Origin of the sequence: Streptomyces sp. NPDC058964, assembly GCF_042741275.1 — a bacterium.
GTDB lineage: Bacteria > Actinomycetota > Actinomycetes > Streptomycetales > Streptomycetaceae > Streptomyces.
On sequence record NZ_JBHYKH010000007.1, the window covers coordinates 38,895 to 52,093 of the forward strand.

The window sequence follows — 13,199 nt, forward strand, 5'->3', positions numbered from 1 at the left end:
GCGGGGGGGTGGGTGGTGGCCCCCCCGCGCGCGGCCCGCGGGGGGGGGGGCGCGGGCCCCCCCCCCCCCCCCCGCGCCCCCCGCCGCCCCCCCGGGCGCCCCCCCGGGGGACCCGGGTTTCAACCCGCCTTGGGCAGCACGGGCTTGATGCGGAAGAGCTCGCCGCCGATCTGGCCGATGAGCTCGTGATCGTAGACCATCAGCTCGGGGGCGATGCCTGCCTCCACCGGGCTGCGCGGCACCTGCACCCGGCCGCGCCAGCGCACCGCACCGCTGTCCAGGTCGAGGCCCACGAGATGCCCGGACGGATCGAGGTAGTAAGCCACCCGGCCGGCGAGATCGACCGCGGCGGCGGAGGGCAGCTCCCGCATCGTGGGCTCGCGCGACGCCTTGCGCAGCTTCAGCCCGAGGTCGCGCGACCACAGCCGCTTGCCGTTGTCGGCCGAGTACGCGACGGCGCTGCCGTTCCTGCCGGGTGCCAGGACGATGCCGTCCGCGACCACGCCCATCGGCAGGCCGTCGACAGGGTACTGCGACACCTTGCCCGAGCCGAGGTCGACGCGGGTCAGGGTGGCAGGCCCGGAGGCGCCGGGGGACCTCTGTCCGGCGCCCGTACCGCCCAGCAGCACGGCAGCTCCATCCGCGCCGATGTAGGCCGTCGCGCCGTCGATGGTCGCGACCGTCCGCGGCTTGCCGGTCGCCGGGTCCAACCGGACGACGGTGCTGCGCTGCGGGGCCTTCTCGCTGTCCGGCGAGCACATCAGGTACGGGACGCCGTCGATCGAGGCCCGGTCGCAGTCGGCGTTCTTCCACGAGTACGTCCACAGCGTCCGGCCCGTCCTGTCGTCCAGACCGACCACGCTCTTGAAGGTCGGGGAGTTGGCGAGGATCCCGCCGTCGTACAGCAGGGCGGAGGCCCGGTTGCGGCTGTCGTCTGCCAGCTCGTGCTTCCACAGCACCCGCTGACTGCCGATGTCGAGGGCGACGAGGTCGGTGCCCGCTCTGGGTGCACCCGGGGCGTGATCGGCGTAGGTGTACAGCACTCCGTCGCGGACACCGGGCAGCGATCCTGCCGGAGAGCTGCCGCCGTTGACGTCCTTGGCCCTCCGCTGCCACGCGACCTTTCCGGTACGGGCGTCCACCCCGATGCCGTCGTATTCCTTCCCCCGGCAGTAGACGGCACCAGGACCGGTGCCGCAGGCGTCCCAGGACTTGCCCGGCAACGTGGTCTGCCACAGCAGCCTGCTCTGCTTGCTCACCCGCGAGGCCGGCGGCCGCGGACCGTTGTCGCCGGCCGCACCGGTGACGAGGACCGCGCCGAGGCCGATGCCGGCGAGGCCGAGGACAGCGCCGGTGGCGCGCACGAGGTTCCGCCGTCGTCGGCGGCGCACGATGCGGTCGGCGATGTTCGCGGGAGCACCGGGGTTGGCGGGGGTCCACCTGTGCAGGACGTCCCGGATCACACGGTCCAGCTGGTCGGCGTTCATGTGTGCGCTCCCTTCGGCAAGTTGTTGTTCGGGGCGACGGCTGTGGTCCGAGCCGGGGCGCCCAGCTCCGGCGCGAGACTGCGCAGCCGGGCCAGCGACCGATGGGTGGTGCTGCGCACTGTGCCCACCGAGCAGCCCAGGGCGCTCGCCACCTCTGTCTCGGAAAGGTCTTCGAAATAGCGCAGCACCAGCATCGTGCGCTGCCGCGGGGTCAGCCGGGCCAGCGCCTGGCCCACGGTGATGCGCAGATCGGCGGCGGCCGTGCCGTCGGCGATGCCGAGATCCTCCGGCGGCGCGGCGAACGTGGCCTCGCGGTGCGGGCGGCGCAGTCGCCAGCGGCTGATTTGCTGCCGGTACATCACCTTGCGTACATAGCCCTCCGGGTCCTCGATGTGTCGCCAGCGGCCCAGCGCCTTCATCAGAGCGATCTGCACAAGGTCCTCGGCCTCGTGCCGGTCGCCGCCGGTGAGCAGGTTCGCCAGGCGCAGCAACGCGCTCCACCGGGCGTCGACGAAGTCCCGGAATCTTGCGTGGTCCTGTGGGTCCATGGGCCCTCCCGTTTTTCTCAACGCTCACAAGGACGCGCGGCCCGTCGACGATCTATGCCTGCCGTTCCGGGTTCCTTCCACGGGATCTTCCTGCACGCTTCCGTGGTCAGCGGGCTCACGGAGCCGTGACGGCCGGTTCCCTTCGGCCTGCGGGCGGACAGCCGTGGCGGACAGCCCTACCGAGAAGCGGTTGTTCCCGTGTGCCCCTCATCGGCGTTCCACCTGTCCCGCCCCGTGCCCGGTGGCCGGACCAGCGTGGTGCGACGGATGTGTGTGGTCGGCTCACCTGTTGCCGGCGGTCCCCCCGACCGCACCGTGAAAGCACCCCCTCCGCTCTGGAGTAAGCGGGGGTGCCGAGTTAGGGGGTCCTGGAAATGACTGCCGTGAACGCCGTACGACGCCTGCGACCGGAGGTGCCGGACGCCACTGTCGCCGAGCTGTGCGCCGAACTGTTCGCCCTGCTGCCGCGTGCGGACCAGCGGGAGAAGGGGGCGCAGTATCTGTACGGCCTGCTGACGGCCGACGGACGCAAGACCGCGCGCAACATCGCCGCCCATGTCGGGGGCGGCTCGGCCGAGCAGAGCCTGCATCACTTCGTGTCCTCGTCCACCTGGGACTGGATGCCCGTGCGGGCCGCGCTGTGCCGGTATCTGGAGCGGGTGCTGCGGCCGCGTGCCTGGGTGGCGCGGCCGCTTGTCATCCCGAAGGCCGGGCGTCACTCGGTCGGCGTGGCCCGGCGGTTCGTGCCCAGCCTCGGACAGGTCGTCAACAGCCAGGAGGCGCTGGGGATCTGGGCCGTCGACGAGGAGGCGAGCGCGCCGGTGCACTGGCGGCTGATGTGTCACGAGGAGCGCCGGAGCGAGGGCACCGCCGCCGGGCGGCTGCGCTCCGATGCCGGACATCCCACGGTCACCGACGCGGAGTGTGTCGCGGCCACCGCCCTGGAGGTGCGCGGCTGGGGTCTGGGCACACCCCGCCCCGTCGTTGTGGACCTTCCGGACTGCGATCCGCATGCCCTCGTACGCCTCTTCGACGCCGAGCGGATGCCGCTGCTGGGCGCCGTCCGCGGGGCCACCCGGGTGACGATCGCCGATCGTGGCCGGCTGCCCTGCGACACCGACCGGGAGGTCTCCGCGCAGCAGCTGCTGAAGATGATCCGGGCCATGCGCCGACCGGTCACCTGGCGGGATCCGGAGCACGGCGTGGCCCGTACGAGCCTGGTGGCCACCGTCCAGGTCACGCTGGCGCCGTCGTCGGAACCGGTGCTGCTGATCGGCGAGTGGAGCGATCCGCACGGCTGGCCGCAGCGGTACTGGATCAGCAACCTGACCGCGGGTCCCGCGGGGGCGCTGCTGCGACTGACGAAGCTGGCGCTGCGTGCCGAGACCGACTTCGCCCGGATCTCGGTGCCGGTCGGGCTCGTCGACTTCGAGGGTCGTTCCTTCAACGGCTGGCACCGGCACATCACCCTGGCCTCCGCCGCCCACGCCGTACGCGCCCTCACGGTGGCCCCGAAGCTGAACGAACCGCCACGGGGCGACAGCGACCTGCAAACCGCCTGACCGGGGCGAGCCCTGCCCGTCCGAGGACACCATCACCGTCGTCAGCCGCTCGAGCGGTCCGCTCGGTGGTGGTCCTGGTTCCGCTGCAGGACGCGGCGAGTGCGATGCAGTTGGAGGGCCAGCTGGACCTCCAGCGCCTGGGCCGGTTCCTGCCACTTCTCGCCGAGGAGTTCGGTGATGCGTTCCAGCCGCCGCGACACGGTGTTGGGGTGGACGTGGAGTCGCTCCGCCGCGTAGGTGGGGCTGCCGCGCGAGGCGAAGTACTCCTCCAACGTCCGCGCCAGCTCGGTGCGCTGGAGGTTGTCGTAGTCGAGCACCGCACCGATGGTGTGGCTGATGAAGTCGCCCGTGTCGGGGTTCTCCGACAACAGCAGCCCGAGGAAGCCGAGTTCCTGCGGTGAGGCGGTGCTGCCGATCCCGCCGAGGGCGACGACGGCGTCCAGGCAGCGCCTGGCCTCCTGATACGTGGTGGCGACGGCCGCCGGATTCCCGGCCGGGCCGGAACTGCCCGCCGTCACCCGGCGGCCCAGCACCGAGGACAGCTCCTTCGACAGCGCGGCCGAGGCGGCGCCCGGCTCGGTGCCGGGCAGCAGGAACACCAGACAGTCCCCGGCCATGGTCCGCAGGCCGCGGTGCCGGTGCGCGTACGCCGACGCCCACACCAGGGCCCGGCCCTGGATGCCTCCCTCGGGGCGAATGGCCACCACGACATGGGGTTCGTCCAGGTCGAGGGAGAGCCGGCGGGCGCGCTCGGCGACCTGCTCAAGCACCGACGGCGATCCGGTGATCAGGTCCCGCAGCAACTCGTCGCGGGCCTGACCGTCGGCGACGGCCGCGCTGCGCTGCATCAGCAGCAGGATGGCGATGCACTGGGCGACCATGCCGAGCAGCTGGACATGGTGTTCCGCGGTCACCTCGGGCGGAGCCAGCACCAGCGTGCCGAGCATCTCCTCACCGGCGGTCGCCGGGGCCACCCACAGACCGTCGGCCGCGCGCACCGGACGCCGTTCGGCGTGCGCGTCGAGCGAGGCGGCGGCGACGTCGTCCGTGGCCGCCGACTCCGGTAAGGAGCCCGCCGCCGCCAGCTCCCGCCCGGCCGGGTCCCGTACGCTCAGCGGGCCGCCCAGGAGCTCGGCCGCCTCGGCGGTGAGCACCTGCAGATCGCTGCCCGCCAGCACCAGGTCGACCAGCCGGCTGTGCGTGCTGCGCAGATGCTGGGCCAGCTGCGAGGAGCCCCGCTCGCGCAGGGTGTCCTCGGCCAGCTCGGCGATCTCCCGGCGGGTGCCGTCGAGCAGGCGGGCCTTCTCGATGGCGATGGAGACCAGGTCCGCGAGCGACACCATCAGCGAGATCTCGTCGGGGCCGAAATGCCGTACGGAGCGCCCGGCCGCGTACAGGACGCCGGAGACCGCGTTGTCGTGCTGGAGCGGAACCGCCATCATGGAGCGCAGGCCCTCGGCGCGGACGACCGCGTCGATGTCCTCGGAGTGGGCGAACGTTTTGTCGACCAGATAGTCGGACGTCGAGAAGGGGCCGGACTCCCTCGTCGCGCGCAGCCCGAGCCCGCCCACCATGGGCACCCGGAAGCCGACGGTGATGGCCGATGCCTGGCCGTCCGCCGCGCGCACCACCGAGCCCTCCTGCTGGGGGTCGTACAGCGCGACCCAGGACATGTCGACGCCGAACAGCAGCCGGGTGCGGCGGACGATCACTTTCAGCAGGGTGTCGAGCGTGTACGGCAGAGTCAGGTCGCGCACGGTGTCGACCAGCGCCACGAGTCCCGCCTCGCGCTGCCGGCGGCGCTCGAAGAGTTCCCGGATACGCAGCGACAGATCCCGGGCCCGCTCGAGCTCGGCCAGTTCCTCCGGGTCGACGCCGCCGGCGAGGGCGTCGGTGACGACCTTCTCGTACCGGTCTGCGGGGGCCTCCGCCACCAGCAGTTCGAGCATGTCGAGCGCACTCGAACGCGATTCACCCGCTGTCGCGAAATCCCGCACCGTGTTCGTTCCCCCCATAGACACGAGCACACCCGCCCGCAAAATCTAGGTCGGCCCTCAACCGGAGGTCAACCGAAACCCGAGCCCGGTTCCGAGCCCAACGCGCAGGTGAGCACCACTGGCGGTGGGTCGGCCACCACCCCCCGTCGCCCAGGGTGTCGCCTGAGCACCTTCTGATGAGCACGCTCCACAGCAAGGCTGACGCTCAGTGCCACGGTCGTGGCACGGCGGGCCGCCCGAGGCGGCAGCAGCCGATGAGATGGGGGAGAAGGATGTCGCAGGCACAGCTGGAACCGGTTGTCGCGCCCAGGCCGCGCGGCGGATTCGCACATGGACACGGCCCGCTCGGCAGCTACGAGCGGTCGCTGGGGCGCAGCCGTGAGTCGCTCACGCGCAAGGACAGGCCGCGCACCTTCACGATGTACGGCCGTGAATGGCACCTGTTCCCGGAGGTCTTCGCGCCCGTCTACTCACCGTCGACCCGGGTCGGGATCGAGTTCCTGGACCTCGTGACGCCGGGTGCCCACGACGGCGGCTCGTTCCTCGAAATGGGCTGCGGCACCGGTCTGACGGCCACGATGGCCGTGCTCGCGGGGTACGACCGGGTGGTGGCCTCGGACATCAACACGCTGGCGGTGGCGAACGCCGCGGCCAACGCCGAACGGCACGGTGTCGGTGACCGGTTGCGCGCCGTGCACAGCGACCTGTTCAAAGGCCTGGAGCCCGGCGAGCGGTTCGACGTCGTCTTCTGGAGCTCCAACTACGTACTGGCCCCCGTCGACTACACCTACCGCTCCCCGCACGAGCAGGCCTACGTCGACCCGGGCTACCGCACGCACCGCCGGTACCTGGCAGAGGCACCACTGCGGGTGGCTGCGAACGGCCGCGCCCTGCTGCATTTCAGCGACCGCGGGGACGTTCCGGCGCTGTACCGGATGGCGGACGAGTGCGGACGCGAGCTGCGTCTGCTGGCCGCCCGCCGGGTCCGCGAGTGCGAGTACGGCGACGACATGGTCGAGCACCTGCTGTTCGAGATCGTGGCGAGGACCGCCTGAAACGTACCGACACGGCCGCCCACGAGGAAGGAATCCGAGGACACACGTGCGTACGCTTCTCCTCGACAACTACGACTCGTTCACGTACAACCTCTTCCACCAACTGACCGAGGTCAACGGCCGGGAGCCGGAGGTCGTCAGGAACGACGACCCGGCATGGCGCACGGAACTGCTCGCCGGCTTCGACAACGTGGTGATATCACCCGGGCCCGGCACCCCGCACCGCGCCAGTGACCTGGGCATCTCCCGCGAGGTCGTGGCGCGGGCGCGGCTGCCGCTGCTCGGCGTCTGCCTCGGGCACCAGGCGATCGGGCTGCTGCACGGCGCCGAGGTCCACCGGGCGCCCGAGCCGCGGCACGGGCGGACCTCGCCCGTGTTGCACTCCGGTACGGGCCTGTTCCGCGGGTTGCCCTCGCCGATGGAGGTGGTCCGCTACCACTCGCTCGCGGTGAGTGCGCTGCCCCCGGAGCTGGAGGCCACCGCCTGGACGCCGGACGGCGTACTGATGGGGCTGCGGCACCGGCTGCGCCCGATGTGGGGGATCCAGTTCCACCCGGAGTCGATCTGCACCCCTGAGGGAACTCAACTCCTGCGCAACTTCGCCGAGTTGAGCCGCCCCTACCGCAAGCGGCGCCCGCTGCGCCGGCGCCGGTCCGAGACCGCGCGGCCCGGGCGGCCCACCGCGGGCCGGCCGACCCGGCGGCTGCGCGTGCTGGTGGAGCAGATGCCGACGCGCTGGACCGACGAGGCCGCGTACGCCGTGCTGTTCAAGGGCGGTGACCACGCCTTCTGGCTGGACAGCAGCAGGCCCGACGAACGGCGCGGACGGTTCTCCGTGATGGGCGACGCGTCCGGGCCACTGGGCCGGGTGGCCACGGCCGACGTGTCCAGCGCGACGGTGAGCGTACGGTCGGCCGCGGGCACCGAGATGTCCGCGGGCCCCTTCCTCGACTGGCTGGAGCGGGACCTGCGCGGCATCCGCACCGAAGTGCCGCCGCTGCCCTTCGACTTCGCGCTCGGCTGGGTCGGCTACCTCGGCTACGAACTCAAGGCGGAGTGCGGCGGCGAGGCGGTGCACCGCTCACCGGACCCGGACGCCACGATGGTGTTCGCGGGCCGGGCCCTGGTCCTCGACCACGCCACCGGGACCACATATCTGCTGGCGGCGGCCGAGGACGGCGCCGCGGGCGGCGCCGACGCGGCGCACGCGTGGCTCGGGCGGGCCCGGGGGCGGCTGGAGCGGGAGGCGGCGGGGCGGCTGCCCGAGGCGGTCCCCGGCGTCGAGTCCCGGGATGCGGCCTCGCCGGGAGCGGCGGAGGGCACGGTCACCCTGCGGCACGACCGGGCTTCGTACCTGGCACTGGTCGAGGCCTGCCAGGAGGAGATCGCCGCGGGGGAGACGTACGAGGTGTGCCTGACCAACATGGCCGAGGTGCGCGGCGGTTACGACCCCTGGCGGAGCTATCTGCGGCTGCGGCGCGACCACCCCGCGCCGTTCGCCGCGCTGCTGCAGTTCGGCGGGCTGCATGTGCTGAGCACCTCGCCGGAGCGGTTCCTGCGGGTCGGCGCGGACGGGGTGATCGAGTCCGAGCCGATCAAGGGCACCCGGCCGCGGGGCGCGAGCGCGGCCGAGGACGCGGCACTTGTCGCCGCGCTGCGCACCGAGGAGAAGGACCGCGCCGAGAACCTGATGATCGTCGACCTGGTCCGCAACGACCTGGGGCGGTGCGCCGTGCCGGGTTCGGTGGAGGCCGACGACATCTTCCGGGTGGAGACCTACGCGACGGTCCACCAGCTGGTGAGCACCGTGCGGGCACGGCTGCGGTCCGGGCTGAGTGCGGTGGACTGTGTCCGCGCGGCCTTTCCCGGGGGGTCGATGACGGGCGCGCCCAAGGTGCGCACCATGAAGATCATCGACCGTCTCGAGGGCGGGGCACGCGGGGTCTACTCCGGCTCCATCGGCTATCTGTCGCTGACAGGTGCCGCGGACTGGAGCATCGTCATCCGCACGGCGCTGGTCACCGGGGACCGGGTGCGCTACGGGGTCGGTGGTGCCGTGATCGCCCTCTCCGACGCGGCCGCCGAGTTCGAGGAGACCGCCGTGAAGGCCACGCCGCTGCTGCGGCTGACGGGGACCGTGTTCCCCGAGCGCGAGCAGGACGGCGTCAGGCTCTGAGGGTCCGTACGGCGGTGTCCCCGGGGTGGGGCGCCGCCGTACGTCGTCACTCGCCTCGTTGCCCCGAAAGCTCCAGCTCGCGGGCCATGGTCTCCATGTCGATGCCCAGGACGGCCAGTTCCTTCAGGGCGTGCCGGCCCTCGGAGGCCGAGCCCATCAGTGCCTCGCCCGCCAGCTCGGTTTCCACCGCAGCCTTTTCGAGCCGCTCCAGGCTCAGGAGGTGCGCGGTGTTCGCGCCGACCAGGTCGGCCATGTGCCGCGGGGCCGGGTCCGTCCAGAGCAGGAGCGGGAGTTGGGCCCCGCCGGTCCTGATGACCCGCCACCAGTCGCTGCTGAGACGGTCTTCGCGCAGACCGTACATGCATCGGGCCAGGGCGACGGCCGCGGTGTCCCGGGCGGCGTCGGCCCGCGGACCGTACACCGCCTCCAGCCGCGCGTTGACCGAGTCGTCCAGCCGGCCGACCGGGACCCCGGCGACCAGAGTGATCTCGTGCAGCGGCAGCCCGGCCGCGAGAGCCCGCTCCATGCCGGCGAAGAAGGCCGCAAGGAGCTGCCCGTAGCGCTCCTCCGAGTACACCGGACCGGCCTGCACCCCGATGCCCTGGGCGAGGCAGTCGCGCAGCGCCATGAGGCCGCCCGCGTCCACGGGCAGCCGGACCAGGAAGTTGGCGCGGCCCACCCGCTCGTGCAGGGAGCGGGCCGCGTCGAGCAGGTCCTCGGCGCTCGTCCCGCGGCCGGCGGTGAGGGCCACCGACACGTGCCCGGCCCGCCCGTCGGTGGCCAGGAACACCGGGAGCAGGGCGTCGCAGACCCGGTGCAGCGCGGCGGGTGGGCCCCCGGTGAGAACCGCGCCCGCGACGAGCTCGCGGCGGGCCAGATGGCTCAGGACATCGACGTCGAAGTCCGTGGTGGCGTCCGCCGACAGCCATGGGGCGACTCCCTCGGCTGCCAGCTGCTGAAGCATGGCACTGGCTGACCGGCTGATCATAAGAGTCAGCCTAGGGCGCCCCGGCGGCTCTGCGCATATCCCAAGATTCGAATCTGTCAGGTTGCCGTTTGAACCGAACCGGCCGACCTCCCCGCTCTGTCGTCGGCCGGCCCTTCTATTCCCCTCTTCATTCCCCGTCGCGGTACTTCGTCACGTACTCGAGCAATTCCTCTGGAAAACCTGACTGAAAAAGCGCCACCTGACGAAGTTGCAATATCTCGATGGAGGCCGGAGCTCGCGCCTTCGCAGACTCGACGGCGCAGCCATGTCCGGGCGACCACGAGAGCACTGGAGGTGCCACGTGCATAAAGTCGCGCTATGGAAATCACGGCCTGCCGACCAACAGCCGGCCTGGCCGGACGGGGGAGTTCTGCGGCAGGTCCACGACGAATTGAAGGAATCCCCGGCCCTGGTGCGCGGGGCCGACGTGCGCACGTTGCGCGCCCTGCTCGCCCGCGCCGCGGCGGGCGAACTGCAGGTGATACAGACAGGCGACTGCGCGGAGGACCCGGCCGAGGCGACGGCCGGCCACGTGGCGCGCAAGAGCGCACTCCTCGACGTCCTCGCGGGGGTGATGAAGGCCCGCTCGCACAAGCCCGTCATCCGGGTGGGCCGGCTCGCCGGGCAGTTCGGCAAGCCCCGCTCCAAGCCGACCGAGGTCGTCGACGGCGTCGAACTCCCGGTGTACCGGGGGCACATGGTCAACTCCCCGGAACCCGACCCCGAATTGCGCCGGCCCGACCCGAAGCGGCTGCTCAGCGGCTACCGGGCCGCCGCCGACGTGGTGGAACTGCTCGGCTGGTTCGGTGACGCCGGCCCGCCGCCCGTCGAGGCACCCGTGTGGACCAGCCACGAGGCGCTGCTGCTCGACTACGAGGCGGCCATGCTGCGCCCCGAACCGGACGGCTCGCTGCTGCTGACCTCGACGCACTGGCCGTGGATCGGCGAGCGCACCCGGCGGCTCGACGGCGCGCACGTCGCGTTCTTCGCCGCGCTCGCCAACCCGGTCGCGGTCAAGGCCGGGCCCACCATGACGCCCGAGGAACTCCTCGAGCTGTGCGAGCGGCTGGACCCTGAGCGCGAGGCGGGGAGGCTCACGCTCATCTCCCGCATGGGGGCCGGCCGGGCGGCCGAGCAACTGCCCGCCCTGGTGCGCGCGGTACGCGCGGCAGGGCACCCGGTCATCTGGCTGTGCGACCCGATGCACGGCAACACCGTGTCCACTCCGCATGGATTCAAGACGCGCTACGTCGAAACCGTCGTGCGTGAGGTCGAGGAATTCCAGGCGGCGGTACTGGAGAACGGCGGCGTGGCCGGCGGGCTCCATTTGGAGACCACCCCGGACGAGGTCCACGAATGCGTGAAGGACGCCTCCGGGGCCGATGAGATCGGTGACAAGTACACCAGTTACTGCGACCCGCGGCTGAATCCCCGTCAGGCAGTCGACGTCGTTTCCGTCTGGCATGCCTGAACGACCGGCCGCGGCAGCAGCCGAATAAGGAGCCAACCGTCATGCACAAAGAAATAGCTCTGGTCACCGGCGCGGCCGGCGGCATAGGAGCGGCGGTGGTGGAGACTCTCGCGGGCCAGGGGATCACGGTGGCCGCCGTCGACCGGGACGGCGACCAGCTCGACGTCCTCGTCAAGGAGGCGGCCGAGCGAGGCGAGGCCGTCGAGGCATTCGTCGGGGACGTGACGTCCAGCGCGCGGGTCGAGGCGCTGGTGGACGACGTCGAGGAGCGGCTGGGGCCGATCGACCACCTGGTCAACGCCGCCGGTGTGCTCCGGCTCGCCGAGGCACGCGCCCTGACCGACGAGGAGTGGAGCGTCACCTTCGCGGTCAACACCACCGGCGTCTTCTTCGTGTCCCGCGCCGTGGTGAACCGTATGGTCCGCCGCCGCCGGGGTGCGATCGTCACCATCGCCTCCAACTCGGCGGGCACGGCGCGCACCGAGATGTCGGCGTACGCCGCGTCCAAGGCCGCCGCGACCATGTTCACCAAGTGCCTCGGCCTGGAGGTGGCGAAGTTCGGCATCCGCGCCAACATCGTCGCGCCCGGCTCCACCGACACCCCGATGCTCACGGCCATGTGGACCGACCAGGGCAGCGCGCGGGCCTCCATCGAAGGGGTCCCGGAGGCGTACCGGGTGGGCATTCCGCTGGGCAAGCTCGCCCGGCCCACGGACGTCGCCAACGCGGTGGCGTTCCTGCTGTCCGACAAGGCGTCCCACATCACCATGCACGACCTGACGGTGGACGGCGGTGCGGCCCTCGGTGTCTGAGCCCTCCGGTCCGCCGCGCGGCCCGTACGCCCGAAACCCCCAGTCCCAGTGAGGAGCACACCTGTGCCAGGCATACCTGCCATCCGCCCCTATCCCCTGCCCACGGCGGCCGACCTGCCCGCGAACACGGTGAGCTGGACGGTCGACCCCGAGCGTGCCGTGCTGCTCGTGCACGATCTGCAGAAGTACTTCCTGGCCCCGTTCCCGGCCGGCCAGGAGCCCGTCGACTCGCTGGTGCGCAACACGGCCCGGCTGCGCGAGCGCCTCGCCGCCCTCGGCGTACCCGTCGCCTACACCGCGCAGCCCGGCGGCATGACCGAGCAGCAGCGCGGGCTGCTCAAGGACATGTGGGGCCCCGGCATGACGACCCGCCCCGAGGACCGTCAGGTCGTCGAGCCGGTGGCGCCCGCGGACGGCGACTGGGTGTTCACCAAGTGGCGCTACAGCGCCTTCCACAACACCGAACTGCTCCGGCGGATGCGGGACAGCGGCCGCGACCAGCTGGTCATCTGCGGGGTGTACGCGCACGTCGGCGTCATGATGACCGCCCTCGACGCGTTCAGCCACGACATCCAGCCGTTCGTGGTGGCCGACGCGATCGCCGACTTCGGCCGGCGCCACCACCGGATGACCCTGGAGTACGCCGCCGCGCGCTGCGCCTCGCTCGCCCTCACGGACGACCTGCTCGCCGCGCTGCCCCTGCCGGCCGGCCGTGAACTGGCCTACTCCGGAGGTGAGGTGTGATGACGGGGGATCTGCTCGCCCGCGTCCTCGGGCCGCGGCCGGGCCCCTTCGCCCTGCTGCACCGCCCCGACACCACCGGCCCGGACCGCCTCGACCTGCTGCTCGGCACGGTCGGCGAGGTCGGCGCACTGGCCGGCATACCCCTCGACGACACCTCCCCGGCCGGGGACGGACCGCATCAGGACGTGCTGGCCCTCGTCCCGTACCGGCAGATCGCCGAGCGCGGATACACGGCGCGCGACGACGGGACGCCGCTGCTCGCGATGACCGTCGAGGCGCAGGCCGGCGGGGCCGCCGGCCTGGGGGGGCGCCCCCCACACCACCCCCCCCGCCCCCCACACCAACGCCGACGACGCCAC

Annotated in this window: 10 protein-coding genes and 1 pseudogene; 7 read left to right on the plus strand and 4 right to left on the minus strand. The window is 72.1% G+C overall.

The features are described 5' to 3' along the window. Nucleotides 1-119: 119 nt before the first annotated feature. Both ACFW2E_RS01805 and ACFW2E_RS01810 read right to left on the minus strand, forming a co-directional pair. The gene (locus ACFW2E_RS01805) at nucleotides 120-1,487 is read right to left on the minus strand and encodes a PQQ-binding-like beta-propeller repeat protein (RefSeq protein ID WP_384459773.1); all 1,368 of its coding nucleotides are present in this window, start codon (nucleotides 1,485-1,487) and stop codon (nucleotides 120-122) included. Then, entirely contained in the window at nucleotides 1,484-2,035 is a 552-nt protein-coding gene (locus ACFW2E_RS01810) for a SigE family RNA polymerase sigma factor (RefSeq protein ID WP_384459776.1), read from the minus strand. Before ACFW2E_RS01810 ends, ACFW2E_RS01805 begins: the two co-directional genes overlap by 4 nt. Nucleotides 2,036-2,409: 374 nt before the next feature. Between ACFW2E_RS01810 and ACFW2E_RS01815 the strand changes: the two genes are divergently transcribed. Then, nucleotides 2,410-3,597, plus strand: a complete 1,188-nt coding sequence (locus ACFW2E_RS01815) for an IS701 family transposase (RefSeq protein ID WP_384459779.1) — start codon at nucleotides 2,410-2,412, stop codon at nucleotides 3,595-3,597. Between the two features lie 41 nt (nucleotides 3,598-3,638). Here ACFW2E_RS01815 and ACFW2E_RS01820 read toward each other — a convergent pair whose 3' ends face one another. Further along, the gene (locus ACFW2E_RS01820) at nucleotides 3,639-5,612 is read right to left on the minus strand and encodes a helix-turn-helix domain-containing protein (RefSeq protein WP_384459782.1); all 1,974 of its coding nucleotides are present in this window, start codon (nucleotides 5,610-5,612) and stop codon (nucleotides 3,639-3,641) included. A 254-nt stretch (nucleotides 5,613-5,866) separates the two neighbouring features. Between ACFW2E_RS01820 and ACFW2E_RS01825 the strand changes: the two genes are divergently transcribed. Together ACFW2E_RS01825 and pabB are read left to right on the plus strand one after the other, a co-directional pair. Continuing rightward, complete coding sequence (locus ACFW2E_RS01825; protein WP_384459785.1) at nucleotides 5,867-6,649, plus strand: methyltransferase domain-containing protein; 783 nt, start codon at nucleotides 5,867-5,869, stop codon at nucleotides 6,647-6,649. Nucleotides 6,650-6,695: 46 nt separating this feature from the next. Beyond that, nucleotides 6,696-8,825, plus strand: a complete 2,130-nt coding sequence (gene pabB, locus ACFW2E_RS01830) for an aminodeoxychorismate synthase component I (RefSeq protein ID WP_384459788.1) — start codon at nucleotides 6,696-6,698, stop codon at nucleotides 8,823-8,825. Between the two features lie 46 nt (nucleotides 8,826-8,871). Here the strand turns inward: pabB and ACFW2E_RS01835 are convergent, their stop codons facing one another. Next, on the minus strand, nucleotides 8,872-9,813 hold the full coding sequence (locus ACFW2E_RS01835; protein WP_384459791.1) for a transaldolase family protein: 942 nt from the start codon (nucleotides 9,811-9,813) through the stop codon (nucleotides 8,872-8,874). A gap of 265 nt (nucleotides 9,814-10,078) precedes the next feature. On the opposite strand from ACFW2E_RS01835, the gene ACFW2E_RS01840 reads away from it, so the two are divergent. The 4 genes and pseudogenes from ACFW2E_RS01840 to ACFW2E_RS01855 form a co-directional block, all read left to right on the plus strand. Beyond that, nucleotides 10,079-11,284 (plus strand): 3-deoxy-7-phosphoheptulonate synthase, encoded by a 1,206-nt coding sequence (locus ACFW2E_RS01840; RefSeq protein WP_384459794.1) that lies wholly within the window; start codon nucleotides 10,079-10,081, stop codon nucleotides 11,282-11,284. Nucleotides 11,285-11,325: 41 nt separating this feature from the next. Beyond that, complete coding sequence (locus ACFW2E_RS01845; RefSeq protein WP_384459797.1) at nucleotides 11,326-12,096, plus strand: 2,3-dihydro-2,3-dihydroxybenzoate dehydrogenase; 771 nt, start codon at nucleotides 11,326-11,328, stop codon at nucleotides 12,094-12,096. Nucleotides 12,097-12,159: 63 nt separating this feature from the next. Further along, entirely contained in the window at nucleotides 12,160-12,840 is a 681-nt protein-coding gene (locus tag ACFW2E_RS01850; RefSeq protein ID WP_384459800.1) for an isochorismatase family protein, read from the plus strand. Then, nucleotides 12,840-13,199 (plus strand): annotated as a pseudogene (locus ACFW2E_RS01855) (hypothetical protein); the annotation flags it as partial. The gene ACFW2E_RS01850 and the pseudogene ACFW2E_RS01855, both read left to right, overlap by 1 nt.